A 25,656-nucleotide genomic window follows, 5' to 3' on the forward strand; every position below is an offset into this window, starting at 1 on the left:
TGCACCCGAAACGTGAACTCCCTCAGCAGCCCGAGGAGCGTGTTCGATGGGTGGACCGCACGTCCCCGACAAGGTGCGCGAGATGCTCAGCCGGTACCGGTACATGCGCGAGCACGAGCCGGTCAGCCAGGATCAGGCCACCGGGCGGTGGCAGGTGTTCCGCTATGTCGACGCGATGGCCGTCGCGACCGACGCGAGCCGGTTCTCCAACGATCTCAGCGAATTCATCCCGGACCACGAAGACCTCCGTACGTTTTCGAAGGGGAACTTCCAGAACATGGACGCGCCGCGCCACCGTGAGCTGCGCGGTCTGGTCAGCCAGGGCTTCACGCCCAAGTTCGTGGCGGGCATGGCCCCCCGTATCGAGACGGTGGCCGGCGAACTGCTGGACGCGGCCCGCGACCGCGACCGGATCGACCTGGTCACCGACTTCGCGCAGGTCCTGCCGATCGTCGTGATCGCCGAGGTGATGGGTCTGCCGGTCGCCGACCGCGCGCTCTTCCGCAGCTGGGCCGATGCCCTGCTGGTGGACAACGGCATCGACGCCATCTTCAGCGAGGAGGGCGTGGCCGCGATGGCCCCGTCGATCCGCGAGATGAACGCCTATCTGCTCGCCCATGTCCGCGCGTACCGCACCTCGCGCCGCGAGGGCCTGATCAGCGACCTGGTCGCGGCGGAGACCGACGGCAAGCGGCTGGACGACCAGGAGATCGTGGGCTTTCTCGCCCTGCTGCTGATCGCCGGCCATCTCACCACCAGCACCCTGCTCGGCAACGCGGTCCTGTGCCTGGACGAGCACCCGGACATCACCCGGCAGGTCCGCGCCGATCCCGGCCTCCTCCCGAACATGATCGAGGAGGTCCTCCGGTACCGCTCCCCGTTGTTCTGGCTCGACCGCAGGGCCAGGCGGACGGTCCAGCTGGGCGGCTGCGAGATACCCGCGGGTTCCCAGGTCAGCGTGGCCCTGGTCTCGGTCTCCCGGGACGAGGACGCCTTCGAGGACCCGGACACCTTCGACCCGCGCCGCGCCCAGATCCGTCATCTGGCCTTCGGCATGGGCGTCCACTTCTGCCTGGGCGCACCGCTCGCGCGCCTGGAGGTCAGGATCGCCCTCCAGGCCCTGTTCGACCGCTACCGCGACTTCTCCGTCCCGTCCGACCAGCCGATCGTCTACCACGACCCGCACGGCTTCCAGGGCGCCAAACGGCTCCCCCTCGACCTGGTCGCCGCATGAGGCGCGGACAACCCGAAGGCGACAGCCCCGAGGGCCGCTCCCACCCCTCACGGAGAAGACTCCTCACGGACGGAGCCGCGCTGGCCGCCACCGCGACCGCCCTCACCCCCACCACCGCGTCGGCGGCGCCACCCCCCGCACCGGCCCTCGGCCCCGTCACGATCACCCCCGGCGACCCCCGCTACCCGGAACTCTCCACCGCGGGCAACGCCCGCTTCCGGTGCCACCCCCGCCAGATCCGGGTCGTCGGCTCGACCGCGCAGGTCGTCCAGGCCGTCCAGGAGGCGGTCCGCACCGGCGCCCGGGTCGTGGCCCGCAGCGGCGGCCACTGCCTGGAGGACTTCGTCGATTCCCCCACCACCCAGCTCCTCATCGACCTCTCCGAGATGCATTCCATCGGTTACGACGATCAGCGCGCCGCCTTCGCCATCGAGCCCGGCGCCCAACTCGGCGCCGTCTACCGCACCCTGCTCAAGGGCTGGGGCGTGACCCTGCCCGCCGGTCTCACCTCGACCGTCGGCATCGGCGGGCATGTGCTGGGCGGCGGCTACGGCCCCCTGACCCGGCTGCACGGCTGCGTCGTGGACCATCTGTACGGTGTCGAGGTCGTGGTGGTGGACGCCTCCGGCACCGCGCGGGCCGTGGTGGCCACCCGGGACGCCGACGACCCGCACCGGGACCTGTGGTGGGCCCACACCGGATGCGGCGGCGGAAACCTGGGCATCGTCACCCGCTACTGGTTCCGCACCCCGGGCACCCGGCACGCCGGACCCGCCCGGCAACTCCCCGCCCCGCCCGCCGCCGTACTGGACAGCTACGTCCAGTGGTCCTGGGCGGACATGACCCCGGACGCCTTCCGCCGCCTGCTGCGCAACCACGGCCGCTGGCACACGGAGCACAACACCCCCGACTCCCCGGACGCCGCCCTGTTCAGCATCCTGACCGCGCTGCGCCGCCAGTCGGGTGTGTTCTCCCTGAGCACGCAGCTGGACGCCGGGCGACCCGGAGCGCGCGACCTGGTGGACTCCTACGTCGCGGCCGTCACGGACGGGGTCGCGGTGCCGTACACCCACGATGTCCGGACGACGACCTGGCTGCGTTCCATGCTCTACCCCCGGGTGGCCGACACGGTCTTCGGGCTCCGCGCGAAGTGCAAGGCGGCCTATCTGCGCAAGGGCTTCGCGGACACCCAGCTCGACACCCTCTACCGCAGACTGACCGACGAGGAGTACGGCAATCCGGCCGCCGGCATCCTGCTGGCCGCCTACGGCGGGAAGGTGTCCGCGGTGCCGCCGGACGCCACGGCGACGGCCCAGCGGGACGCGGTGCTCAAGGCGTTCTTCTTCGACACCTGGACCGACGCGGCGGCGGACGACGGCAACATCCGGTGGATGCGCGAGTTCTACCGGGAGATGTTCGCGGAGACCGGCGGTGTGCCGGTGCCCGGGGAGATCAGCGACGGGTCCTACATCAACTATCCCGACACCGATCTGGCCGATCCGCGGTGGAACACCTCGGGTACGCCCTGGCACACGCTGTACTACAAGGACAACTACCCGCGGCTGCAACGGGTGAAGGCCCGCTGGGACCCTCGTGACGTGTTCCACCACGGCCTGTCGATCCGGCTCCCGGACCGGCAGCCGGACTGACACTCCCGGTGCCCGTCGGTCATCGGCCCTCGTCCTCCCCCAGGGCGAGGGCCAGATTGCGGTAGAAGGCCAGGACCCCGGGCTCCTTGGGGCTGAGATGCCCGCGCTGGATGAAACGGGAGCCGATGGTCCGCTGGACAGCCTCAAGGCCCCGCCGGTCCTCGGCGTTGATCAGGCCGGTGAACTGCTCGGTCTGCTGACGGATCGCCTCGATGTCGGCGCCCTCCAGGGCCGCCGCGGGCATGAGTGTGCCCCCGCGGACCTCCGTGCGGTCGATGGAGAGCGGAACGAGGCTGATCCAGGCGATGCTCTCGCCGAAGGTCGCCAGACTGCTGCACGGGAACATCCGGAAGCTGTACAGGACATGCTTCTCTTCGTCGGTCAGCGGCAGGACGGCGGGCTCCATCGGCTCCCCGGTCCGGGTCAGCAACCGGGTGATCACGGGCGAGTCGGCGTGCACCTCCATATCGATGCCGCCGGTCATGAGGGGCTTCACGGTGTCCGGATGGAACCCGATGGCGTGGTAGTTCTCGTAGCCGTTCTCCACCGCCACCTTCCAGTTGCACCGCCACTCCTCGGTCCAGGTGGCGACCTGGACCATGTCGTCGAGGCGGTAGTGGGCGAGGTCCCGGTCCACACCGGCGAGTTCACCGGCGAGCGGAGCGGCATCGGCCCGGAGGTTGACGAAGACCAGCCCGCGCCACTCCTCGACGGCGAAGGCGGGCAGCCGGCACCGGTCGGGGTCGAAATCGGCGTTGTCCCGCATATGTGTGGCGGCCAGCAGGGTGCCGTCGAGGCGGTAGCGCCACAGGTGGTAGCCGCAGGTGAAGTCCTTCGCATGACCCGCGCCGGACTCGACCAGCGGCATCATGCGATGACGGCAGACCGGTGACATCCCGTGCAGCCGTCCGTCGGTGCCCCGGGTGATCAGTACGGGCTCGCCCGCGATCTCCAGGGCCACATAGTCCCCGGGGGCCGCCCACTGGTCCCGGTGCCCCACCAAGATCCAGGAACCGGCGAAGATCCGGTCCCGCTCGGTCTCGTAGACCTGGGGCGAGGTGAACAGGACGGAGGGAAGGCTGAGGGCGGGCGGATCGGCCTGAAGATAACGGGCCAGCTCCGCACGCGCCGCGGCGAGTTCGTCCACACCCCTCTGCCCGATGGTTTCCGTCACTTCGCTGAGTCCCATGCTTCTTCTCCACATCTAGGCATCTAGGCATCTAGGCATCGCCGCATCGCCGCATCTCGGCCTCCGGGTCCCGCCCCGGGCTCCCTCAGTCCGCCGCCGGAGGAATCGCGCCGAGCGCGACCCAGGCCTCGTCGTCCATCCAGCCGGGTATTCCGTTCTCCCCGTTGACGCCCTTCTCGATGAAGGCGATGTTCCGGTAGACCCGCACTCCGGCCACCGTGTCCTGGGTCACGGTCGGCGGCCCGTCCGGTTTCGGGTCCTGTTCCTGGTAGTGCAGATCGTCGAGCAGGCTCTTGAGCAGCCCGACGGACGTGCCGGGCCCGGCCACACCGCCCGCCGTACCGCCGAACCTCGGGAAGTAGGAGGTCTGGAGGTCCTCGATGACGTAGAGGCCGCCCCGGCGCACATACGGGAAGAGCGCCTCGAAGGAGATCCGGACATGCTCGTTCTCATGACTGCCGTCGTCGATGACGATGTCGAAGGGCCCGTGCTCCTCCGCGAGGGCGGCCAGCGCGCCGGCATCGCCCTGGTCCCCCGTCAGCGCGGTGAGCCTGGGCTGATCGAGCGCGGACTTGTCGAACAGATCGAGCCCGAAGACGGCGCCCCGATGGAAGTACCTCTTCCACATCCGCAGGGACGACCCGCCGAGCTGTCCGTCGAACCCGCCGATCCCGATCTCCAGGAGCCGCACCGGCTCGTCCCGGTACGGGGCGAACTCCTTCTGGTAATGGGCCGTGTACCAGTGGAAACTGGCCCACTTGTCCGACCCGTAGGCGACGGAGAGCGCGCCGAGGTCGACGGCCGGGACGGTGCAGCCGGACAGCAGGGTGCCGGAGGCCTGGCTGGTCGCCGCGAGGACGTCCGGCAGGTCCGCGAGGCGTTCGGGGCGGGTGGGCAGAAAGATGTCGTGGAAGTCACCGGCCCGGCGGTGGTCCGCCCGCCCGAACAGCCGGCGCACCAGGTCGGCGACGTCCATCCGCAGTTCACGCCGGATCACCGCGCCCTCGGCGTCCACGACCTCGATGGGCCGGTCCCGGACGATCCGGAACACCACCCGCTGCCGCTCGCTCCCATGGGTGAGGTCGAGCGCGAGATCGACGGGGGTCGTGTTGACGGGCTCGTCACAGCGGAACAGCACCTCGTCGACCAGGACGCGCACCACGGCGTCCAGTCCGGCGTCCTTGAGCAGCCCGGCGATCTCCGCGTCGGAGGCGGTGCCGGACCGGACGACCCGGCGGAGCAGTGCGCTGTCAGTGGTCATGGGAGTTCCACTTCGTGAGATAGGCCGCCGGATCGAAACTCTCCGGCCGGGCCAGCGGAATCACCTCGAACGCCAGATGCGGGCTCACCGGGTTGCCGTACAGCACCGCGAGCAGCTCCTCGTGCGAGTCGACGTCATAGATGTTCAGGCCGCCGGACGCGCCGACCCGTATCCAGCTGTGCCGGATCACTCCCTTCTCCACCAGCTCTCTCGTGTAGGCGAATCCCTCGGGGAGCCGGCGCAGGAACTCCTGCCGTTCTCCCGCCGCCGGTGCCTGGGTCGCGAGTACCGCGAACAACGCCATCCGTCCTCCTCATCACAGATCCCTGATCACACAGTCCTCATCGCAGAGTCCCCGGCCGGTCACGGCCGGTCCCGGCCGTCCTCCCGGTGCTCCCGGGTCAGCTCCTCCACCCGCGCCACCACATCGCCCGGACTCGGTGCGGCCAGCATCTCCGCCCGGAGCCGCGCCGCGTCGTCCTGGAACGAGGGCTTCGTCAGCAGCCGTTCCAGACCGTCCCGCAGACCGGCCGGCGTCAGTTCGTCCGGCGGCAGGAACAGCCCCGCGCCCAGCTCGGCCAGCCGCCGCGCCCGGTGGACGTTGTCCCACATGTCCGCGACCACCAGTTGCGGCACTCCGCACACCGCGGCGGTCGACCAGGTCCCGGCACCACCGTGGTGCACGACCGCCGAACACTCCGGCAGCAGCGCGTGGAGCGGCACGAAGTCCACGACCCGTAGGTTGTCCGGCACCCGGCCCAGTTCGGCGCGCTGCGCGTCGGTGAGGGTCGCGACGATCTCGACGTCCAGCTCGGCGACGGCGTCGAAGAGCCCGTCGAGGGAGAAGAGCCGCGGGTAGGCCATGTCCCGGGAGGTGATGCCCAGGGTGAGGCAGATCCGCGGCCGTCCGGGCGGCTCACGCAGCCATTCCGGGACGACCGCACGGCCGTTGTACGGCACGTACCGCATCGGGACGGTCCGCTGCCCCAGCGGCAGCCGGACGCTCGCCGGCATCTGGTCGATGCTCCACTGCCCGGTCGCCACCTCCTCGGCGAACCCGCGGCCGAAGCGCGCGAGGGTCCAGGTCAGCCACTCCTCCAGGGTGTCGTCGTGCAGTTCCTCGGGCAGCTGGTCCATCTGCCCCCGGAACGCCCGCCGCATCCGCAGAAAGAGATCGGGCCCCCAGAGCAGCCGCGCGTGCGCGGCCCCGCTGGCCCGCGCCGCCACCGCCCCGGCGAAGGTGAAGGGCTCCCAGATCACCAGATCGGGCCGCCAGTGCCGGGCGAAGGCGACCAGGTCGTCCACCATCGGGTCGTTGTTGGCCTGGGCGTAGAAGGTGGCGGTGAGCAGGGTGTTGGCGCCCTTGAGGGACAGATAGTCGTCGCCGCGCTCCCCGGTGAAGTCGATGTCCCGGTAGAAGCCGGTGAGTTCGGCGCCGAGCTGCCGTACGAGATCGTTGTGCACATGGTCGGTGCCCACCGGTACGGCGGTCAGCCCGGCCCGCGTGATCGCCTCCGTCAGCGCCGGCTGGCTGGCCACCCGTACCTCGTGCCCCGCCGCCCGCAGCGCCCAGGCCAGCGGGACCATGCCGTTGAAGTGGGCTTCGACGGCGAGCGACGTCATCAGAACGCGCATGGTGCGAGCCCTTTCGCGGGAGCGGCGGTCACGGCGACCGGGAACCGGACGATGCTCCGGGTGACCGGCGCCCGCAGCCGCCGTACCACGGGCCCGGCCGGGCGCAGTCCGGGCAGCGCGCGCAGCACGGCGGCGGCCGATGCCCGGACCATCGGCGCGACGTCACCGGCGTACGTCCCGTCGGCGAGCGGGAGCGGACAGCGGCCGGCCGGCAGGTCCCGGTGGGCCGCGCCGACATGCACCACCACCTCGTCCCCCGCGGCGATCTCCCGCCCCGCGAGTTCGAGGTCCTCCCGGGCGATCCGGCTGTCCAGCCGTACGGGCGGATCACGCCACAGCGTCTCCTCGACCAGGGACTCCGCCGCCCCGGGCTCCCGCCCGAACTCCGGCCACCGGGACCCGGACCGCTCAAGGTCCGTGAGCACCGCGAGCACCGCGTTGGCGGCCAGATTCACGGCCACCTCGACCCCCACGACACACACCAGCATCCCCGCGGCGACCGAGGCGTCGTCATCGGCGTCCTCCAGCTCCCTCACCAGAGCCCGAAGCCCGCCCAGCGCATCGCCCAGGGCGAGGGCCCGGGGAAGGACCGGCGGACACAGCACCGCGTCCGAGGCCGCCCCCACCGCACCGCACCACTCCGCGAAACGGGCTCGCCGCCCGCCGGGCACCCCGAGCACCTCCCCGGCCACGGCGACCAGAACCGGCCGTACGACATCCCGGACCAGGTCGAACACGCCCCCCACCCCGTCGATCACCCGCCCGCACAACCGCTCGACCTCACCACCCCACACCTCCACATCCCCAGCACCAGCCACCCCGAGCCCCACGGCCTCAGAACCCGCCGACCCGAGCTGGACCGCGCCGAGATCCACCGCTCCGCACACACCGCCACCCCGAGCCATCCGCGGCACCAGGCGCGCGTCCCGGAAGATCTCCACCCCCAGCCCATGACTCCCGGCCACCCAGGCCCCCGTACGGCTGCGATGCAGCGGCCCGCGCTCCCGGATCGGGTCGTCGAGCCCGCGCCAGTCGTCCTCCTCGCCCCGCAGCAGCCGGGCGTAGGGATCGCCGCCCTGCGCATACAGCCATTGCATGCCTCGCTCGGTCAGCAGCAAGCGGCCGAGTTCACTGTCCGTCCGTGTCTCCACGGCTCGACTGTGACCGGAGCGGCTCGACGCGCCCTCGGGGACTCCTCGAACCCCGCCGGTCGAGCCCTCCTTGAGCGCCCCCCGAGACAACGCGCCTAGCGTCCCCACGCGGCCCCGGCTGCACGGCCGGCCCGCACCCCCGGACGACGCGTTGGAGGAGTACCGCATGGAACCGGTCATGGACGACCACCGGCTGGCCGAGCTGATCAGCCTGTCCGACCGCCCCCCGGGCGAAGCCGACGCCGCGCTGACGGAACTGGGCCCCGCGCGGGTCGCCGAGGCGCTGCTGAGGGAGATCGCCGCACGGACCCGGCTGCTCCCGGGCCCTGCGGAGAAGACGACCGTGCAGTTCGACCTCGGATGGGCCGACCAGCGGCTGCGCTATCTGCTCACCCTCGGCCCGGACACGCACGAGGTGGCGCCCGGCCACGACCCCCTCGCCCCGGCGACCTATCAACAGGATCTCCCGGAACTGCTGCGCGCGGTCTTCTCCCCGGGCCGCCACGACGCCACCCGCGCCCTCTTGGTCCGCGACTCCGACGAACCGCACGGCCTGTCCCTCGACGACCCCTGGCTACGGCAGCGACGGCTCGCCGTACTGGCGGCCCACCAGGCCACACAGGCGATCGAGGGCCGCTTCACCGACCTCACCTCGCTCGCCGTACGGTTCGACGCGGACAAGTGGGGCGGACACTGGTACACCCCGCACTACCAGCGGTACTTCGAGCCGCTGCGGGACCGCCGGGTGAAGGTGCTGGAGATCGGCGTCGGCGGCTACGACGCCCCGGACCTGGGCGGCGCGTCACTGCGCATGTGGAAGCACTACTTCTACCGGGGCCAGGTCTACGGCCTCGACCTCTACCCCAAGCACGGGGTCGACGAGCCCCGGCTGCGCACCTTCCAGGGCGACCAGGGCGACCCCGCGTTCCTCACCGGATTCGCGGCGGAACACGGCCCCTTCGACATCGTCGTCGACGACGGCAGCCACTTCAGCGAGCATGTCCTGACCTCGTTCGCGGCGCTCTTCCCGAGCCTGCGGCCCGGCGGGCTGTATGTCGTCGAGGACACCCAGTCCAGCTACTGGCCCGGCTGGGGCGGCAGCACGGACCTGAACGCCTCCAGCACCTCGATGGGCTTTGTGAAGACCCTGCTGGACGGCCTCAACCACCAGGAACAGATCCGCCCGGCCGACCGCCCGGCCTCCACCACGGAGCGGACGGTGACCGGCGTCCATGTCCACCACAACCTCGTGGTGATCGAGAAGGGCGTGAACACCGAGCAGGGCACCCCGAGCTGGGTCCCCCGCACGGAGGACCCGAGGACGTGGTACCCGGCCCAGTGACGGTTTGAGTGGCTGACCTGCGTGGATGGTTCTTTCGGCGTCGTTGGGAGGCGTGCCCTGCCATGCGCCCGCTTCTCCCTGGGCACTCCCCAACTGCGGCCATCCTCCCCAGCCCCCCCCGGGCGAGGTTCGCCTCACGCCTGTTGTGGCGCGAACTTGTACATGGTCACCCGCACGCTGAGTGACTGTCGTGGACTGGACCCACACCCGACGTACAGCGCAGGGTGTGGGTGGGGTCACCGCTTGCTCCTCGTCCAGCAAGAGGCAATACCTGTGGATGGCTTGGTTACGGCAGCGGATTGGTTCCCCGGATGGTCTGCCATCGGGAGCCCTGGAAGGCTGACGTGAGGTGTTGAACGCCTGCGCCTCGGAGGGTGACGAGCGCGGTGTGGACGGGGTCGAGTTCCTCAACGGAGCGGCGGTAGGCCAGGATCTGCGTCAGTTCCAGGTCGATGGCCTCTGCCGAGTCGCGGATCCGGTCGAAGCGGGCACCGCGGCGAACGGGTCCGAGCACGCACCGCACCGTCGCGGTGGCCTCGGCCGGAGTCACGATGGTGACCTGGTCGATCTGCAGTTCCACCTCGACCCTGTGGCCGACCGGGTCGGACGACTTGGTCATGCCGCCACCTCGGTGCGCTCGACCAGGACGCCGTTCTTGAGGCGAGCGCCGGAGCGGACCAGGGCGACGAGGTGGGCGCCGGTGATCGCGCGCCAGCGTTCCTGGGCGGACTCGACCAGTTTGAACACCATCGCGAGGGCCGCGGCCGGGCTGCCGGCACCGCGGGCGGCCTTGGTCCGCGGCTTGACCGTGGAGAACGTCGACTCGATCGGATTCGTGGTCCGCAGGTGGATCCCGTCCTCGGCTGGGAAGTCGTAGAACGCCAGCAGCACATCCCGGTCGTCGGTGATCTTCGCGACGGCCTTGGGCCACTTCGTGCCGTAGGTGCGGGCGAACTCCTCGACCGCCTTCTCCGTGTGGCTGCGGTCCTCGGCGTTGTAGATCTCCCGCATCGCCTTCGTGGCGCCCGACTGTGCGGACTTCGGGAGTGCGTTCATGACATTTCGGGTCTTGTGGACCCGGCAGCGCTGGTGGCGGGCGGTCGGGAAGACCTCCGCCAGATAGAGCAGCGGCAGCACCTCGCTGATCTTCGGCGACCTGCGACACCACGGAGCCAGGATCTTCGAGGAGAACCGCCCGCGCTCGCCGGTCGCTTCATCCACCCGCCGGTCGTTGATCCGTGGGGCCTCCACCTCGACCGGGCCGGCTGCGGTGACCACGGTGCGGGGCCGGTGGTGACCGTCGCGGACCACCAGACGGCGGCCACACTCGTCGATCTCGGCAGCCAACTCGGCCATGTCCTGGCCGACTTCCGCCTCCAGCGCGGCGGCGAGCATGGGCCGGGCGCCTTCGCGGACGATCTCGTCGATCAGGAAGCCGGACTGAGTCGAAGTGTCATCGGTGACTACGCGAAGCACGGACGTGCCTTCCCGACCCGCGCTGCAACGCGGGCCTACTCGGAGACCTTCAAGGGATCATTTCGGGAAGGTACGCCCTCCGCGTCCCTCCCCGCACCGATCCACAAGTCCTGAGCATTGCTCGGACAGGTGATCAAGAAGCGCACACCGTGGCCACCCCTTCGCGCGCCCGCTGCACGCGCGGCCACCCCTTGGCCACCCCCGGGCTCGCCCAGCCCCGGACCAGCGTCCGCAGCGTGACGGGAAGCACGTCCGACACGGCCCAGGCCAGCCTCGCGAAACCTTGTGGGGCCCGCCATACAGGCTGATTCGGGCACCGGCCCGCCGCCCGGGTCACCTGGCCGGACCCTTCCTCCCGCCTGCTTCTTCTGAGCTGACGCGCCCCTCCGGCAGGCCACCCGCCGAGCCCCGGCCCGGGGCACCCGCGCATACGACGGCCAGGAATCCAAGGCCGTACAGCGCCAGTGGTCCCGCACTGAGGTGCCCGGCACGGGCGAATCCGCCGGCAGCCAGGGCGACGAGGGCTGGTACCAGCGCCCCCAGGCCGCACAGCAGGAGCACCGGCGACCACCAACCCACCTTGCCCACTCCTTCGGGGAGGCTCAGCAGGGGGCGCTCGGCCCACTGGACGGCAGGAGTGAGGAGTACGAGAACCGCGCTCAGGAAGGCGAGCCAGGGAAGGCGCAGCGCCAGCCATGAGAGGGAACCGATGGCGGGCTGGGGGGCGAGACCCGTGGGGTAGAACGCGGCGGCCACCACCAGCACGGGAACCATGTGCCACAGATAGACGGTCATGACGGCGCGGTTGAGCCGGGAGACCCTCGCCCACAGCCGTGGGCGGGTGAGCAGGCGCCGCAGGGCGGGTTCGGCCATGAGGACGAGGCCGGTCTGGGCGGCGGCGAAGGCCAGCAGGGCGATCGAGGGCGGGGATGTGTTCCCCACGCGTGTCCCGGCGCCGATCATGTCGACGGGAAAGGGGCCGGGACCGGTCAGCGCGCACAGGAGCACGACACCGGCCGCGGCCAGAGCGCGGCACCGCCACCGCGGGGTGGTGAGTGGGCCGTCCTGCCAGGCGAACCCCCACTGGTGGATCGTTCCCCACACCAGCAGATAGTTCGCGAACCCGACCACCGGAAGGTGCGGGCCCAGCACCAGTGCGTCCACCCCTGCGGCGCCCAGTGCCATCGCCGCGGGTACCGCCGCGCCCCAGCGGCGATGTGCCGCGTGCAGTGCTGGTGTCAGGGCGATCAGCAGCAGATAGACCGGCAGGAACCACAGATGGAGGGCTACGAGCCAGCCCGCCAGGCTCACGACGGACGGTTCGAGGCCCGCGCTCCGGGCGACGACTGCCGCGAGCGCGCACACCGCGATGTACACCGACGTGGGCCAGAGCAGTCGCGCCGCCCGGCCGCGCACCCAGTGCCATCCCTGCTCGCCGGCCGCCCGGTGCGCTGTCCAGGAGACCGCGTTGGCATACCCGCCGACCAGGAAGAAGACCGGCATGACCTGCAACAGGAGCGTCAGCCAGCGTCCCCACCCGACGTAGTCGAGGGCGTCCAGCCCGGACAATGTGCCACCACGGTAGGTGACATCCACCAGCAGCCAGTGACCGAGCACGACCGCCCCGATGGCACACACCCTCAGCAGATCCGCCGAGCGGTTCCGTTCCGCCGCCACACCTCCATGGTCTCGCGCGTCCCCGTGCGGACAACGCCTCGGGGACGCCGGTGTCCGGGCCCCCGGCCACGCGCGAGTGCGCGGTCCGGTCCTGCCCGGTCGCACGAGGTGACCCTGCCGCTGATCCACGGGGAGCCGGGCCCTATAGCCTGGGGCGATGCTCAGAGAGGTCACCGCCACCCGCTACATCGAACCGTTGCGTGAGGGCGGTTCCCTGCCCGGTCTGATCGAGGCCGACGACCTCGGGACGTACGTGCTGAAGTTCCGCGGCGCGGGCCAGGGCCGCAAGACGCTGGTCGCCGAGGTGGTGTGCGGGGAACTGGCCCGCCGGCTGGGGCTGCGGGTGCCCCGGCTGGTGACGGTCGCGCTGGACGCCGTGCTCGGGCTGGGCGAGCCCGACCCGGAGGTACAGGAACTCCTCAAGGGCAGCGGCGGCACCAACCTCGGCATGGACTTCCTCTCCGGCGCCCTCGGCTTCGACCCGCTGGCCTTCGAGGTGAGCCCCGAGGAGGCGGGCCGGGTCGTCTGGTTCGACGCGCTGGTCACCAACGTCGACCGCTCCTGGCGCAACCCCAATCTGCTGCGATGGCACGGCGACCTCTGGCTCATCGACCACGGCGCCACCCTGATCTGGCACCACAACTGGCCCGGCGCCCAGACCTCCGCCGCCCGCCCCTACGACGCCGCCGACCACGCCCTGCGCTCCTTCGCCCCGGATGTCCGGGCCGCCGCCGCGGACCTCGCCCCCCGGGTCACCGAGGACCTCCTCGCCGAGGTCACCGCCGCCGTCCCGGACGCCTGGCTGACCGGCGAACCCGGCTTCGACATCCCGGACGACCTGCGCCGCGCCTACGCCGCACCGCTGCTCGCCCGCGCCGCCACCGTCCACGAACACATCCACGGCCTGGAGGAGACCCGGTGAGCGAGCAGCGGATCAACGTGGCCGGAGCCATGACCGAGCGCCACATCACCCGCGCGGGCCAGGGCGGCGACCGGGACGTCTACGAGTACGCCCTGCTGCGGGTCGTCCCGCGCGTGGAGCGCGGCGAGCGCATCAACGCGGGCGTCCTGCTCTACTGCCGCGCCCAGGGGTACGTGGGCGCCCTCACCCATCTCGACGAGGCCCGGCTGCTCGCCCTGGACCCGGCGGCCGACGCGGCGGGGGTGCGGGCGGCGCTGGGCGCGGTGGAGCGGGTGTGCGCGGGCGGGGAGCAGGCCGGACCGGCGGGCGCCGACGACGCCGGGCGGCGCTTCCGCTGGCTGGTCGCCCCGCGCTCCGCGATGGTCCAGCCCGGCCCGGTGCACACCGGTCTGACCAGGGACCCGGTGGCCGAGACCCGCCGTCTGCTGGACCTGCTGGTGCGCTGAGCGGCCACCGGCCACGAGGGTGGCGCCATGGCGGTGTGGATCACATCGGCCCGTGCCCCGTTGACACCGGGTGCCGGGGCTTCTAGCGTCACCTCCTGCCGAAGGTACTAAGCGGTCGCTCACCGAAGGGGTCGGTCGGCCGCGGGAGCCGCATCCCCGAGGGCGAGGAGTAGCAGCCATGTCCACCACCGATCAGCGGGTCGCGATCGTCACCGGAGGGGCGCGCGGCATCGGCGCCGCCACCGCCGTACGACTGGCCGCCGAGGGCCGGGCCGTCGCCGTCCTCGATCTCGACGAGGCCGCCTGCGCGGACGTCGTGGAGCGGATCACCAAGGCCGGTGGCAGCGCCCTCGCGGTCGGCTGCGACGTCTCCGACGAGGCCCAGGTCGCGGCCGCCGTCGCCCGGGTCGCCGCCGAGCTGGGCGCCCCGGCGATCCTGGTCAACAACGCCGGGGTGCTCCGCGACAACCTGCTGTTCAAGATGAGCGTCGCCGAGTGGGACACCGTCATGAACGTCCATCTGCGCGGCGCCTTCCTGATGTCCCGCGCGTGTCAGAAGCACATGGTCGACGCGGGCTTCGGCCGGATCGTCAACCTCTCCTCGTCCTCCGCGCTCGGCAACCGCGGCCAGGTCAACTACTCCGCCGCCAAGGCCGGTCTCCAGGGCTTCACCAAGACCCTCGCCAAGGAGCTGGGCAAGTTCGGCATCACCGCCAACGCGGTCGCCCCCGGCTTCATCGCCACCGAGATGACCGCCGCCACCGCCGCACGCGTCGGCATGGGCTTCGAGGACTTCAAGGCCGCCGCCGCGACCATGATCCCCGTCCAGCGCGTCGGCGAGCCCGACGACATCGCCAACGCCATCGCGTTCTTCACCGGCGACGCGGCCGGTTTCGTCTCCGGCCAGGTGCTGTACGTGGCCGGCGGCCCCCTCGACTAGCGGCGACCCCGGAACCTGGAGGACATGGACATGACCGAACTCCCCACGGAACTCCCCACGGGGCTCCCCACGGAACTCCCCGCGCTCTCCGGCAAGGTGGCGCTGATCACCGGCGCCAGCCGCGGTATCGGCTACGGCGTCGCCGAGGCCCTGGTCGCGCGCGGCGACCGGGTGTGCATCACCGGCCGCGACGAGGACGCCCTGAAGGAGGCGGTCGAACGGCTCGGCCCCGACCGGGCGATCGGCGTCCCGGGCAAGGCCCACGACGAGGCCCACCAGACGGTCGCCGTGGAGCGGGTGATGGAGGCGTTCGGCCGGGTCGACTTCCTGGTCAACAACGCCGGCACCAACCCGGTCTTCGGCCCGCTCGCCGATCTCGACCTGGGCGTGGCCCGCAAGGTGTTCGAGACCAATGTGGTCTCCGCCCTCGGCTTCGCCCAGAAGACCTGGCACGCCTGGCAGCGGGACAACGGCGGCGCCATCGTCAACATCGCCTCCATCGCGGGCCTCGCCCCGTCCCCGTTCATCGGCGCGTACGGCATCAGCAAGGCCGCGATGATCAACCTGACCGTGCAGCTCGCCCACGAGTACGCCCCCAAGGTGCGGGTCAACGCCATCGCCCCGGCCGTGGTGAAGACCAAGTTCGCCCAGGCGCTGTACGAGGGCCGGGAGGCGGAGGCCGCCGCCGCGTACCCGCTGGGGCGGCTCGGCGTGCCCTCCGACATCGGGGGCGCCGCCGCGTTCCTCACCTCCGACCAGGCGGACTGGGTGACCGGCCAGACCCTCGCCGTGGACGGCGGTCTCTTCCTGAATGCCGGAGTGGGCTGACCCCCTCTCCGCCTCCGCCCCGGGCGCCCCTTCCCTTGACGGAAGGGGCGCCCATGTCCTGCCCAAAGGGGGTCACTTGAGGGGCATTTCAGCCATGACAACGTAATCATTGAAAAGTTGATCAATTGGCTCGTTCAAGCACGGTTCACGCGGCATTGGGCTGCGGTAGGGTCTGCCAACCCTGGGCATGGCAGATCGAGGAGCGAGCGCGTGTTCAAGCGGAACCGATGCCTGCGGCCAGTCGCCGCCATCGCGTCCCTGTCCCTGGCGACCGGATGTGGACTGTTCTCGGACAACGGCGACGGCGACGGCGAGCCGATCGTGGTGGGGACCATGAGCGTGCCCAGCACCCTCGACCCGGCCGCCTCCTGGGACGGCTCCTGGGAGCTGTACCGCAACATCTTCCAGACCCTGCTCAGCTACCCCAACGGCGCCACCACCCCGCAGCCCGACGCCGCCGAGGAGTGCGAGTTCACCGACTCCTCGAACACCGCGTACCGCTGCACCCTGCGCGACGGCCTCACCTTCTCCGACGGCCACCCGCTGGACGCCGCCGCGGTCAAGCACTCGTTCGACCGCATCCTGCGGATCAATCACCCCGGCGGTCCCGCCGGGCTCCTCGGCAGCCTCGAACAGGTCGACACCGAGGGCGACGACCAGGTGCTGTTCCGGCTGAAGACCTCCGACGCCACCTTCCCGTTCGTCCTCGCCACCCCGGCCATGTCCCTCGTCGACCCCGAGCACTACCCGGCCGGCTCGCTGCGCGAGGGCGGCTCCGTCACCGGGTCCGGCCCGTACAGCCTCGCCTCCTACACCGAGAACAGCGAGGCCCGGCTGGTCCGCAACGACAGCTACAAGGGCTACGCCGACCGCCGCAACGACGCCGTCACCATCCGCTACTTCCAGGACTCCGGCGAGATGGTCCAGGCCCTGAAGACCAAGCGCATAGACATCACCTACCGCGGGCTCGCCGCCGACGACATCGTCGACCTCCAGCGCGTCGACCCCGACTCCGGGCTCCAGCTGGTCGAGGGCGCCGGGACCGACATCAGCTACCTGGTCTTCAACCCCAAGGACCCGATGGCCGGGAAGCCCGCCGTCCGCAAGGCCGTCGCCCAGGTCGTGGACCGCCCCTCCATCGCCCACCACATCTACAAGGACACCGTCGAACCGCTGTACTCCATGGTCCCCAAGGGCCTCACCGGACACACCACCGGCTTCTTCGACGACTACGGTGACCCGGACGCCGACAAGGCCGCCGAGATCCTCGCCGAGGCCGGGATCACCACCCCGGTCCCGCTCACCCTCTGGTACACCACCGACCGCTACGGCTCCGAGACCGCCGTGCTCTTCAAGGAGCTGAAGCGGCAGCTGGAGGCGTCGGAGCTGTTCCAGATCACTCTCAAGAGCCGCCCCTGGAAGACCTATGTCGAGGGCTACCAGAAGGGCGAGTACCCGGTGTTCGGGCGGGGCTGGTTCCCCGACTTCCCCGACGCCGAGAACTTCATCGCCCCCTTCGTCGGCGACCAGAACGCGCTGGGCACGCCCTACCCGGCCCCCGAGATCACCGGCGTCCTGCTGCCCCGCTCCCGCCGCGAGAGCGACCGCGCCCAGGTCGTACGGGACTTCGAGGAGGCCCAGCAGATCCTGGTGGACGACGCCCGGCTGCTGCCGCTGTGGCAGGGCAAGCAGTTCATCGCCGCCAGCGAGGAGATCTCCGGCGGGGAACAGGCCCTGGACCCGTCGACGATCATGATGATGTGGACGCTGTCACGGAAGACCAGCTGGTAGCCACGGCCGCCCGGCGCCCCCGGCGCCGATTGTCAGTGGCCGCCTGTAGGTTCGGGGACCAGCACCTGAGGACCGGTCCACCGGACCCGGCACCTCGAAGTGACCGTACAGCGTAAGGAAGTTGACGTGACCGACATCGCCATGCTGCCCGAGTCCTGGCGCGGAGTACTGGGCGACGAGCTCCAGAAGCCCTACTTCAAGGAGCTGACGGACTTCGTGGAGGAGGAGCGGGCGAACGGCCCCGTCTACCCGCCCCGCGAGGAGGTCTTCGCCGCCCTCGACGCCACGCCGTACGACGAGGTGAAGGTCCTGATCCTCGGCCAGGACCCCTACCACGGCGAGGGCCAGGGCCACGGCCTGTGCTTCTCGGTCCGCCCCGGTGTGAAGATCCCGCCGTCCCTGCGCAACATCTACAAGGAGATGCAGCAGGAGCTGGGCACCCCGATCCCGGACAACGGCTATCTGATGCCCTGGGCCCGCCAGGGCGTGCTGCTGCTCAACGCGGTGCTGACGGTCCGCTCCGGCGAGGCCAACTCGCACAAGGGCAAGGGCTGGGAGAAGTTCACCGACGCGGTGATCCGCGCGGTCGCCGACCGGCCCGACCCGGCGGTGTTCGTCCTGTGGGGCAACTACGCGCAGAAGAAGCTCCCCCTCATCGACGAGGAGCGGCACACCGTGGTCAAGGGCGCCCACCCCTCCCCGCTCTCCGCGAAGAAGTTCTTCGGCTCCCGCCCCTTCACCCAGATCGACGAGGCCGTCGCCCGCCAGGGCCACACCGCGATCGACTGGACCGTGCCCAACCTGGGCTGAGCCCTGCGCCGGGCCGGTCCCGTGCGGACCGGCCCGGACCCGCCTCAGCGTGATCGCCCCGGGTGGCGGTTAGGGTGCGTGCCGGGCGTCGCGACGCCGGGGCGCCCCATCCGGGCCCGGCGTCGGACCGGACAGTCGGCGAGCGCGCGGAGGCCGTGGTGACGGAGCGACAGAAGCAGTCGGCGCCGGACGCCGTGCTGACCCGGATCGGGCAGATCGTCATGCTCCATCACGCCGGGGACCGCGAGGAGGCCCGCACCCGGCTCCTGGACCTGTGGACCGAGACCGGTGAGTACGGGGACCCGCTGCACCGCTGCACCCTGGCCCACTATCTGGCCGACACCCAGGACGACCCGGCCGACGAACTCGCCTGGGACCTCAGGGCGCTGGCGGCGGCCGAGGAACTGACCGCGCTGCGCCCCGCCGAGCACGGCGGCGCGGTCGCCGTCCGGGCCCTCTATCCCGCGCTCCATCTGAACCTGGCCGAGGACTATCTCAAGCTCGACCGCACGGGCGCCGCCCGCACCCACGCCGCCCGCGCCCGCCGCGCCTGCGCCCAGCTGTCCGACGACGCCTACGGCCGGGGCGTCCGCGCGGCGCTCGCCCGCCTGGAGGCCCGCCTCGCGGAAAGCGCCGGGGGGGACTACGGGGAAGGGGAGGGGGAGGGGGAGGGGTACGGGAGTGGTGGGGGTGGTGGGAGTGGTGGGGGGTCGCCGTGGGGGCCGCCACGGCAGCGGCCCTGACGTGGGCGGGGCGGGGCGGGATGTCGGGGTGGTGGGGTGACGCGGGCGGTGAGGTGACCGGGGCGGTCGGGTGGTGGGGCGGTGGCTGGGGCGGTGCGGTGTCGTTGGCCGCGAGGCCCTGCCTGGACGCCCTGTTCCACTGCCCGGTCACGACGTCCGGTCACGCTGCCCGGTCACGCTGCCCGGTCACGACGTCCGGTCACGACGACTGGTCATCGCACCCCGCGTCAGCGCCCGTACGTCCGCTCGCAGATCCGCGCCTCCGGGCTGTTCGGGTCCCAGCCGCCGTACCGCCGTCCCAGCGCGCAGACGTCCGTCTGCCGCCGGACCTCCTGCTCGATCGACGCGGCGGGATCGGGCGCGGCGCTCGTCCGTCGCGGTGGCCGGGGCGCGGGCGGGTCGGTGCGTGGACGTGGCGCGGCGCGCGGGGCCGCCGGTGCGGGCGGCGGGGGCGCGGTGACCGGGGGCGGGACGGAACGGCGGGCCGGGGGCGCGGGCGGCGCGCTGGACGGCCGGTCGGGACCGATCATCTCCAGCGCCTCACGGGCCGGTGCCTGCACGACCTGCGTGCCGGAACTTCCGTCGGGCTCCGGCACGGGCGGCCGTACGGGGGTCGCCGCCGGGGCGGGCGCGGCCGGGCGGTGGACCGTCGTACAGCCGGTGAGGGCCGAGACGGCCACGGTGACCAGGAGCGTGGCGGTGGTCGTCGTTCGATGCACCCGCGCCACTCTGCTGGCTCCCGCCGGTTTCCCCGCACCGGACAGGCGCAGGATGACCCGCACGGGTGATGCCCGCGCCCCGACCGGCGGCGGGACCCGGGTCCCGACCGGCGGCCGGACCCGCGCCCCGGCCGACGGGCGGGTCCCGCCGCCCGCCGGGGTTCCCCGTGACCCTCCTCAGTCGCCCGTCTTCCCGTCGATCGCCTCGCGGAGCAGGTCGGCGTGGCCGTTGTGGCGGGCGTACTCCTCGATCATGTGGGTGTGAATCCAGCGCAGATTGAACGGCTCCTTGTGGCGGTGGTGCTCGCCCCGGGCGAGGTCGTCGAGGGCGAACCCGGCCGCGTGGCGGCGGGCGACCTCGATCTCGCGCTGCCAGGTGGCGTACGCCTCCTGCCAGGTGTCGGACGGGCCGGTGCGGAAGTCGCCGTCGAGATCGTCCTCGGTGTAGTGGATCGGCGGGACGTCCTCCCCGGCCAGCACCCTGCGGTACCAGCCGCGCTCCACGTCCGCCATGTGCCGTACCAGCCCCAGCAGGGTCAGGGAGGACGGCGGCACCGACGCGGTCTTCAGCTGGTCGTCGTCCAGGCCCTCGCACTTGGCGGCGAGGGTGGCCCGGTGGAAGTCGAGCCAGCCGTCCAGCATGGCGCGTTCGGCGGCGGTCTTGGCGGGTTCACTGCGTTCGATGGTCATGGAGGCATCCTGGCCCGGCGCGGCGGGTCATGGCCACGTCTTATCGGGGCGGGCGCCCGGACCCGGCGTCGGCGCCTCGGCGCAGGTCAGTCGGCCAACATGCCCCGCAGCAGCTCCCGCAGTCCGGCCCGCAGCTCCGCGAGGTCCGGGACGCGGGCGCTGTAGGAGCCCGCGACGCAGGTGAACATCAGCCCGTCGGTCCAGCCGATCAGGGACAGCGCGTGCCGTTCGGGGGCGGTCGAGCCCAGCGCGGTCACCAGCGCGGTGAGCTGTTCGCGGAAGACGGCGCCGGTGGCGTCGTAGAAGGCGCGCAGCGCGGGGCGGCGGGTGGCCTCCAGGGCGAGTTCGTAGCGGGAGACCAGCAGCTCGCGGTGGGTGGTGAGGGTGCGGTGCACCGCCAGGGCCAGGGCGTCGGCCACGGCGTCCGGTCCGCGCCGCGGGCCGGGCATCTCGCCGAGGGCCAGGACCCGTGCCTCGCGCTCGGCGTGCCGGTGGACCGCCAGTTCCAGCAGGGCCTGGCGGGTACGGGCCAGGTTGGAGGTGGAGCCCTGCGGCAGTCCGGCGGCCTCGTCCACCGCGCGGTGGGTCAGCCCGCGCATCCCGCGCTCGGCGAGCAGGGCGATGGCGGTGTCGGCGACCAGCTCGGCACGCGCGTGGGGGGCGGGGGCTGGGTCTTCTGGGGCTGGGGCGGGGCGTTCGGCCATGACGGCAATCTACCGCTCCCACTACGCCTGTAGTGGGAGACGCGGCTATGCCGCGCCAGCCGCCGCCGCTGCGCCCCTAGCCGCTGCCACTACGCCTGTAGTACCACTCTCACTACACCTGTAGTACCGTCAACCGCAGGGGTCACTACGGATGTAGTGAGCGCGGCGGTGTCTGAGGAGGAGCCATGGACGACATGCACCGGACGAGCGGGAACGGGCGGGGGACCGGCGACCCGGGCGGGGTCGGGACCGCCGTGGTCGTCGGCGGCGGCATCGGCGGACTCACCGCCGCCGTGGCCCTGCACCAGCGCGGAGTACGGGTCACCGTCCTGGAGCGCGCCCCGTCCCTGGAGCCGGTCGGCGCCGCGATCTCGCTCGCCCCCAACGCCCTGCGCGCCCTCGACGTCATCGGGCTGGGCGACGAGATCCGCGCGCTGGCCGCCTGGCAGGGCGACGGCGGGGTGCGCGCCCCGCACGGGCGCTGGCTCTCCCGGTCCAGCGCCGAAGCGGTGGCCGAGCGGTTCGGGGGACCGCTCGTGCTGCTGCACCGCTCCACCCTGGTGGACGCCCTCGCCGCCCGGCTCCCCGACGGCACGGTCCGTACGGCGGCGGACGCCCGGGTCACCGACCCCGGTGACCCGGCGGACCCCGGCCGCCCCGCCCGGGTCCGCACCGCCGACGGCCGGGAGTTCACGGCCGACCTGGTGGTCGGCGCCGACGGCATCCGGTCCGCCGTCCGCGCCACGCTCTTCCCCGACCACCCCGGAACCGTCTACTCCGGCTTCACCACCTGGCGGATCGTCGTCCCGCTGCCCGGCACCGCCTTCGCCGCCCATGAGACCTGGGGGCGCGGCCGGATCTGGGGCACCCAGCCCCTCAAGGACGGCCGGGTGTACGCGTACGCCGCCGCTCTCGCGCCCGCCGGGCAGCGGGCCGACGACGAACGCGCCGAACTGCTGCGCCGCTACGGCGACTGGCACGACCCGATCCCCGCCGTGCTGGCCGCCGCCCGTCCCGAGGACGTGCTGCGCCATGACGTCCACCACCTCGCCGAGCCGCTGCCCGCCCACCACCGCGGCCGGGTCGGGCTGGTCGGGGACGCCGCGCACGCCATGCCGCCGACCCTCGGACAGGGCGGCAACCAGGCGATCGAGGACGCCGTCGTGCTCGCCCACCACCGCGCCGACCTCGCCGCCTACTCCGCCGCCCGGCTGCCGAGGACCACCCGGATCACCCGCCAGGCGGTACGGGTGGCCCGGCTCAACCTGACCGGCAGCCGCACCGCCGTCGTCGTACGGAACACCGTGCTGCTGGTGCTGTCGAAGGCCGGGCCCGCGCTGTTCCTGAAGGGTTTCGACGGGATCGCCGACTGGCGTCCGCCGCGGGAATCGCACACGCGACCGGAGTCCGCCCACGGCGACACCGTATGCTCCGGGCAGACCACGGCGGGCGAGCGGCCGGGCAACTGAACCAGAGGGAGACGGCGTGAAGGTCGGCTGTATCGGACTCGGTGACATCGCGCAGAAGGCGTACCTGCCGGTGCTCGGCAGCCTGCCCGGGATCGAGCCGCACCTCCAGACCCGTACGCCCGCCACCCTGCACCGGGTCGGGGACGCGCTGCGCGTCCCGGCCGGGCAGCGCCACACCACGCTGGACGAACTGCTCGCCCAGGACCTGGACGCGGCCTTCGTGCACGCGCCGACCGCCGCGCACCCGCAGATCGTGACCCGGCTGCTGGAGGCGGGCGTGCCGACCTATGTCGACAAGCCGCTCGCCTATGAACTCGCCGACTCCGAGCGGCTGGTCGCCCTCGCCGAGGAGCGCGGGGTGAGCCTGGCCGTCGGCTTCAACCGGCGGCACGCGCCCGCCTACGCGCAGTGCGCCGAGCATCCGCGCGAGCTGATCGTGATGCAGAAGAACCGCGTCGGGCTGCCCGAGGAGCCCCGCGCGATGATCCTGGACGACTTCATCCATGTCGTGGACACCCTGCGCTTCCTGGCGCCGGGCGAGATCGAGGATGTGACCGTGCGGGCGCGGGTGGTGGACGGGCTGCTGCACCATGTGGTGCTCCAGCTCGCCGGGGACGGCTTCACCGCGCTCGGCGTGATGAACCGGCTCAGCGGCTCCACCGAGGAGATCCTGGAGGTCTCCGGGCAGGACACCAAGCGGCAGGTCCTCAACATCTCCGATGTGATCGACCACAAGGGCCAGCCGACCCTGCGGCGGCGCGGCGACTGGGTGCCGGTGGCCCGCCAGCGCGGTATCGAGCAGGTGGCGCTGGGCTTCCTGGACGCGGTCCGGGCCGGTAAGCCGCTCAGTGCCCGGGACGCGCTGGCCACGCACGCGCTGTGCGAGCGGATCGTCCACGCCGTCCAGGACCGTCCCGCCGGGTCCTGACCGCCCCCGGCACCACGGTCACCACGAACACCGCCAGCACCAGCAGCGCCCCGTACACCGGCCAGGCGCCGAAGCGGACGTACGGCGTGACACCGCCGGCCAGGGGAACCTCGTACACCTCGGCGGCGCTCGCGTCGGTGCCCAGCCGGTCGCCGACCCGGGCGCCGTCCGGGCCGTACACCGCCGAGACGCCCGTCAGCGTGGCGTGCACCATCGGGCGGCCGGTCTCCGCGGCGCGCAGCGCGGCCAGCGAGGCATGCTGCGCGGGCGCCCAACTGCGCTGGAACGTGGCGGTCGCCGACTGCGCCACCAGGACGTCCGCCCCGTCCCTCGCCAGCGCCCGGCTCATGTCCGGGAACGCCGACTCGAAGCACACCATCGGCCCGATCCGCAGCCCTCCGCCGACCTTCATCACCACCTGCCGGGTGCCCCGCATCCGGTCCTCGCCCGCCGCCTCGCCGACCGAGGTCGCCCAGCCCAGCAGCGCACGCGCCGGGACATACTCGCCGAACGGCACCAGCCGCATCTTGTCGTACCGGTCGCCGGTCGGCCCGCCGGGTCCGACCAGCACCGAACTCTTGTAGATCCCGGCCCGGTCCGGGCGCCGCGCGTCCACATTGACCAGGATGTCCGCGCCGGTCAGCCGGGACAGCGCGGCCAGCCGCCCGGCCAGATCGGGTCGCTCGCCCAGATCGAACCCGACGCTCGACTCGCCCCACACGATCAGCTCCACGCCCCGCCCGGCCAGCTCCCGCGTCAGCGCCTCCGCCCGCGCGAACCGCCGGTCACCGCGGTCCGCGCCGTCCACGATGCCCGGCTGGACGACGGCCACGGCGACCCGGTCGGTCACCGCGGGGCGCGGCGCCCACGCCCACGCCGACGACGTCACGGCGGCCGTCGCGACCAGCCCCGCCAGCGCGGGCACCCGGCTCGACCGCACCGCCACCAGCGCCGTGACCGCCACGTTCACGGCCACCAGCAGAAAGCTCAGCAGCCACACCCCGCCGACCGACGCCAGCCGCAGCGCCGGTACCACCTGCCACTGACTCGCCCCGAGCATGCCCCACGGCCCGCCAAGACCCTGCCAGGACCGCACCAGCTCCACCAGCAGCCAGCCCGACGGCAGCACCAGCAGCGCCGCCGCGACCCGCCCCGGCGGGGGCGTCCCGCCCAGGAACCGCCGCACCAGCCAGCCCCAGGGCGCCCACAGCGCGCCCAGCAGCGCGGCGATCACGAAGGTAAAGACATGCAGGTTCGGCAGCAGCCAGTGGTGCACCGCGAGCATGAAGCCGAAGCCGCCCCACCAGCCGTCGTACAGCGCCCGCCGGGCGTCCGGCGCGGCGCGCGCCAGCAGCAGCCACGGCACCAGCGCCACCGGTGCCCACCACCACAGCGCGGGGCCCGGGAACGCCAGCGCCGGCAGCGCCCCCGCTCCGGCCGCGACGACGGACCGCCGCCAGGTGGAGCGGAGCCAGTGCGTCCACGAGGTCATGGGACGAGTGTGGCCCGCCGGATCACCGAGGGACAGGGGACCTGGTCCGGAACGGGGCGAATCGCGTCGATGAGGGGCAAAGTGTGGGAATCAGGGCAGCCGCCGCCATTTCTCCCGGACCACGACCTCCCGCAGCCGCCAGCCGTCGTCGGTGCGCACCGCGCCGAAGCCGTACCGCCCGCCGCACACGAAGTCCGGCACGGCGGACCCCCCGCCGTTCCCCGCGCCCGTACCCATCGGATTGACATAGTCGGCCTGCACGAGCGCGGTGTCCCCGGTGTCCCGCTCCAGGATCTCGAACCGCACCCGGCGGTTGACGATCAGATGCTGTCGCATCGGGAACACCCGCAGACTCTCCGCGAGCCACTCCGCCACCGTCCGCGCCTCACCCTCGATCCCGCCCGCCGAGCGGTAGTCCGCCCGGCCGTCGGCGGTGAACAGCCTTCGGTACGCCTCCCAGTCGCCGTCGTCGACCGCCACCGCGTAATCGGTGATCAGCCCGTCCACGGCCAGCCGGTCCAGCACGGTCGCCAGCTCCACACGCTGCGTCACCCGATCAG

Annotated in this window: 25 protein-coding genes; 12 read left to right on the forward strand and 13 right to left on the reverse strand. The window is 72.2% G+C overall.

The genetic code is table 11. The features are described from left to right. Positions 1-46: 46 nt before the first annotated feature. Together AB0D49_RS24385 and AB0D49_RS24390 are read left to right on the forward strand one after the other, a co-directional pair. Complete coding sequence (locus AB0D49_RS24385; RefSeq protein WP_362761002.1) at positions 47-1,234, forward strand: cytochrome P450; 1,188 nt, start codon at positions 47-49, stop codon at positions 1,232-1,234. Next, positions 1,231-2,883, forward strand: a complete 1,653-nt coding sequence (locus tag AB0D49_RS24390; RefSeq protein WP_362761003.1) for an FAD-binding oxidoreductase — start codon at positions 1,231-1,233, stop codon at positions 2,881-2,883. The genes AB0D49_RS24385 and AB0D49_RS24390 overlap by 4 nt, the downstream gene beginning before the upstream one ends. 19 nt (positions 2,884-2,902) lie before the next feature. Here AB0D49_RS24390 and AB0D49_RS24395 read toward each other — a convergent pair whose 3' ends face one another. From AB0D49_RS24395 to AB0D49_RS24415, 5 genes are all read right to left on the reverse strand, one after another. Next, on the reverse strand, positions 2,903-4,072 hold the full coding sequence (locus AB0D49_RS24395) for an SRPBCC family protein (RefSeq protein ID WP_362761004.1): 1,170 nt from the start codon (positions 4,070-4,072) through the stop codon (positions 2,903-2,905). An 85-nt stretch (positions 4,073-4,157) separates the two neighbouring features. Further along, positions 4,158-5,333, reverse strand: a complete 1,176-nt coding sequence (locus tag AB0D49_RS24400) for a class I SAM-dependent methyltransferase (protein ID WP_362761006.1) — start codon at positions 5,331-5,333, stop codon at positions 4,158-4,160. After that, positions 5,323-5,637 carry a muconolactone Delta-isomerase family protein gene (locus tag AB0D49_RS24405; protein ID WP_362761008.1) on the reverse strand — a complete coding sequence of 105 codons (315 nt, stop codon included), beginning with the start codon at positions 5,635-5,637 and terminating at the stop codon, positions 5,323-5,325. The genes AB0D49_RS24400 and AB0D49_RS24405 overlap by 11 nt, the downstream gene beginning before the upstream one ends. A 59-nt stretch (positions 5,638-5,696) precedes the next feature. Continuing rightward, the gene (locus tag AB0D49_RS24410) at positions 5,697-6,968 is read right to left on the reverse strand and encodes an activator-dependent family glycosyltransferase (RefSeq protein WP_362761009.1); all 1,272 of its coding nucleotides are present in this window, start codon (positions 6,966-6,968) and stop codon (positions 5,697-5,699) included. Beyond that, on the reverse strand, positions 6,956-8,119 hold the full coding sequence (locus tag AB0D49_RS24415; RefSeq protein ID WP_362761011.1) for a hypothetical protein: 1,164 nt from the start codon (positions 8,117-8,119) through the stop codon (positions 6,956-6,958). The genes AB0D49_RS24410 and AB0D49_RS24415 overlap by 13 nt, the downstream gene beginning before the upstream one ends. Positions 8,120-8,285: 166 nt before the next feature. On the opposite strand from AB0D49_RS24415, the gene AB0D49_RS24420 reads away from it, so the two are divergent. Then, positions 8,286-9,461 carry a class I SAM-dependent methyltransferase gene (locus AB0D49_RS24420; protein WP_362761013.1) on the forward strand — a complete coding sequence of 392 codons (1,176 nt, stop codon included), beginning with the start codon at positions 8,286-8,288 and terminating at the stop codon, positions 9,459-9,461. A gap of 286 nt (positions 9,462-9,747) precedes the next feature. Here the strand turns inward: AB0D49_RS24420 and AB0D49_RS24425 are convergent, their stop codons facing one another. The 3 genes from AB0D49_RS24425 to AB0D49_RS24435 form a co-directional block, all read right to left on the reverse strand. Continuing rightward, the gene (locus tag AB0D49_RS24425; protein WP_362761015.1) at positions 9,748-10,080 is read right to left on the reverse strand and encodes a hypothetical protein; all 333 of its coding nucleotides are present in this window, start codon (positions 10,078-10,080) and stop codon (positions 9,748-9,750) included. Continuing rightward, a complete protein-coding gene (locus AB0D49_RS24430) occupies positions 10,077-10,937 on the reverse strand; it encodes a transposase (RefSeq protein ID WP_362761017.1) in 861 nt (286 codons plus the stop codon). The genes AB0D49_RS24425 and AB0D49_RS24430 overlap by 4 nt, the downstream gene beginning before the upstream one ends. 333 nt (positions 10,938-11,270) lie before the next feature. Next, positions 11,271-12,614: an acyltransferase gene (locus AB0D49_RS24435; protein ID WP_362761019.1), complete on the reverse strand. Its 1,344-nt coding sequence runs from the start codon at positions 12,612-12,614 to the stop codon at positions 11,271-11,273. 157 nt (positions 12,615-12,771) lie between these two features. On the opposite strand from AB0D49_RS24435, the gene AB0D49_RS24440 reads away from it, so the two are divergent. The 7 genes from AB0D49_RS24440 (at position 12,772) to AB0D49_RS24470 (ending at position 19,094) form a co-directional block, all read left to right on the forward strand. Next, positions 12,772-13,536: a HipA family kinase gene (locus tag AB0D49_RS24440; RefSeq protein ID WP_362761021.1), complete on the forward strand. Its 765-nt coding sequence runs from the start codon at positions 12,772-12,774 to the stop codon at positions 13,534-13,536. Beyond that, positions 13,533-13,982, forward strand: a complete 450-nt coding sequence (locus tag AB0D49_RS24445; RefSeq protein WP_362761023.1) for a DUF3037 domain-containing protein — start codon at positions 13,533-13,535, stop codon at positions 13,980-13,982. The genes AB0D49_RS24440 and AB0D49_RS24445 overlap by 4 nt, the downstream gene beginning before the upstream one ends. 178 nt (positions 13,983-14,160) lie before the next feature. Continuing rightward, on the forward strand, positions 14,161-14,922 hold the full coding sequence (gene fabG, locus AB0D49_RS24450) for a 3-oxoacyl-ACP reductase FabG (protein ID WP_362761025.1): 762 nt from the start codon (positions 14,161-14,163) through the stop codon (positions 14,920-14,922). Positions 14,923-14,952: 30 nt separating this feature from the next. Further along, positions 14,953-15,750 (forward strand): SDR family oxidoreductase, encoded by a 798-nt coding sequence (locus AB0D49_RS24455; protein WP_362761027.1) that lies wholly within the window; start codon positions 14,953-14,955, stop codon positions 15,748-15,750. Positions 15,751-15,960: 210 nt separating this feature from the next. Beyond that, positions 15,961-17,541: an ABC transporter substrate-binding protein gene (locus AB0D49_RS24460; RefSeq protein ID WP_362761030.1), complete on the forward strand. Its 1,581-nt coding sequence runs from the start codon at positions 15,961-15,963 to the stop codon at positions 17,539-17,541. 126 nt (positions 17,542-17,667) lie between these two features. Further along, positions 17,668-18,351, forward strand: coding sequence for a uracil-DNA glycosylase (gene ung, locus AB0D49_RS24465; RefSeq protein WP_362761032.1), 684 nt, complete (start codon positions 17,668-17,670; stop codon positions 18,349-18,351). 158 nt (positions 18,352-18,509) lie between these two features. Further along, positions 18,510-19,094: a hypothetical protein gene (locus AB0D49_RS24470; protein WP_362761034.1), complete on the forward strand. Its 585-nt coding sequence runs from the start codon at positions 18,510-18,512 to the stop codon at positions 19,092-19,094. Positions 19,095-19,321: 227 nt separating this feature from the next. On the opposite strand, the gene AB0D49_RS24475 is transcribed toward AB0D49_RS24470, so the two are convergent. From AB0D49_RS24475 to AB0D49_RS24485, 3 genes are all read right to left on the reverse strand, one after another. Then, positions 19,322-19,813, reverse strand: a complete 492-nt coding sequence (locus AB0D49_RS24475; protein WP_362761036.1) for a hypothetical protein — start codon at positions 19,811-19,813, stop codon at positions 19,322-19,324. A gap of 177 nt (positions 19,814-19,990) precedes the next feature. After that, on the reverse strand, positions 19,991-20,503 hold the full coding sequence (locus AB0D49_RS24480; protein WP_362761038.1) for a DinB family protein: 513 nt from the start codon (positions 20,501-20,503) through the stop codon (positions 19,991-19,993). Positions 20,504-20,589: 86 nt separating this feature from the next. Further along, positions 20,590-21,207 carry a TetR/AcrR family transcriptional regulator gene (locus AB0D49_RS24485; protein ID WP_362761040.1) on the reverse strand — a complete coding sequence of 206 codons (618 nt, stop codon included), beginning with the start codon at positions 21,205-21,207 and terminating at the stop codon, positions 20,590-20,592. A 194-nt stretch (positions 21,208-21,401) separates the two neighbouring features. Here AB0D49_RS24485 and AB0D49_RS24490 point away from each other — a divergent pair, with 194 nt between their 5' ends. Further along, positions 21,402-22,676, forward strand: coding sequence for an FAD-dependent monooxygenase (locus AB0D49_RS24490; protein ID WP_362761270.1), 1,275 nt, complete (start codon positions 21,402-21,404; stop codon positions 22,674-22,676). Between the two features lie 16 nt (positions 22,677-22,692). Beyond that, the gene (locus AB0D49_RS24495; RefSeq protein ID WP_362761042.1) at positions 22,693-23,604 is read left to right on the forward strand and encodes a Gfo/Idh/MocA family oxidoreductase; all 912 of its coding nucleotides are present in this window, start codon (positions 22,693-22,695) and stop codon (positions 23,602-23,604) included. On the opposite strand, the gene lnt is transcribed toward AB0D49_RS24495, so the two are convergent. Beyond that, a complete protein-coding gene (lnt, locus tag AB0D49_RS24500) occupies positions 23,522-25,096 on the reverse strand; it encodes an apolipoprotein N-acyltransferase (RefSeq protein WP_362761044.1) in 1,575 nt (524 codons plus the stop codon). The two genes, AB0D49_RS24495 and lnt, sit on opposite strands and share 83 nt — an antisense overlap. A gap of 90 nt (positions 25,097-25,186) precedes the next feature. After that, a complete protein-coding gene (locus AB0D49_RS24505) occupies positions 25,187-25,648 on the reverse strand; it encodes a nuclear transport factor 2 family protein (RefSeq protein ID WP_362761046.1) in 462 nt (153 codons plus the stop codon). Positions 25,649-25,656 lie beyond the last annotated feature (8 nt).

This window comes from Streptomyces sp. NPDC048290 (assembly GCF_040652095.1).
Classification (GTDB): Bacteria; Actinomycetota; Actinomycetes; order Streptomycetales; family Streptomycetaceae; genus Streptomyces.

Excerpts from the sequence above, each read along its gene's own strand:
- AB0D49_RS24385 (WP_362761002.1), top strand. The coding sequence starts at position 47 with ATGGGTGGACCGCACGTCCCCGACAAGGTGCGCGAGATGCTCAGCCGG.
- AB0D49_RS24390 (WP_362761003.1), top strand. The coding sequence starts at position 1,231 with ATGAGGCGCGGACAACCCGAAGGCGACAGCCCCGAGGGCCGCTCCCAC.
- AB0D49_RS24395 (WP_362761004.1), bottom strand. The coding sequence starts at position 4,072 with ATGGGACTCAGCGAAGTGACGGAAACCATCGGGCAGAGGGGTGTGGAC.
- AB0D49_RS24400 (WP_362761006.1), bottom strand. The coding sequence starts at position 5,333 with ATGACCACTGACAGCGCACTGCTCCGCCGGGTCGTCCGGTCCGGCACC.
- AB0D49_RS24405 (WP_362761008.1), bottom strand. The coding sequence starts at position 5,637 with ATGGCGTTGTTCGCGGTACTCGCGACCCAGGCACCGGCGGCGGGAGAA.
- AB0D49_RS24410 (WP_362761009.1), bottom strand. The coding sequence starts at position 6,968 with ATGCGCGTTCTGATGACGTCGCTCGCCGTCGAAGCCCACTTCAACGGC.
- AB0D49_RS24420 (WP_362761013.1), top strand. The coding sequence starts at position 8,286 with ATGGAACCGGTCATGGACGACCACCGGCTGGCCGAGCTGATCAGCCTG.
- AB0D49_RS24425 (WP_362761015.1), bottom strand. The coding sequence starts at position 10,080 with ATGACCAAGTCGTCCGACCCGGTCGGCCACAGGGTCGAGGTGGAACTG.
- AB0D49_RS24440 (WP_362761021.1), top strand. The coding sequence starts at position 12,772 with ATGCTCAGAGAGGTCACCGCCACCCGCTACATCGAACCGTTGCGTGAG.
- fabG (WP_362761025.1), top strand. The coding sequence starts at position 14,161 with ATGTCCACCACCGATCAGCGGGTCGCGATCGTCACCGGAGGGGCGCGC.
- AB0D49_RS24455 (WP_362761027.1), top strand. The coding sequence starts at position 14,953 with ATGACCGAACTCCCCACGGAACTCCCCACGGGGCTCCCCACGGAACTC.
- AB0D49_RS24480 (WP_362761038.1), bottom strand. The coding sequence starts at position 20,503 with ATGACCATCGAACGCAGTGAACCCGCCAAGACCGCCGCCGAACGCGCC.
- AB0D49_RS24485 (WP_362761040.1), bottom strand. The coding sequence starts at position 21,207 with ATGGCCGAACGCCCCGCCCCAGCCCCAGAAGACCCAGCCCCCGCCCCC.
- AB0D49_RS24490 (WP_362761270.1), top strand. The coding sequence starts at position 21,402 with ATGCACCGGACGAGCGGGAACGGGCGGGGGACCGGCGACCCGGGCGGG.
- lnt (WP_362761044.1), bottom strand. The coding sequence starts at position 25,096 with ATGACCTCGTGGACGCACTGGCTCCGCTCCACCTGGCGGCGGTCCGTC.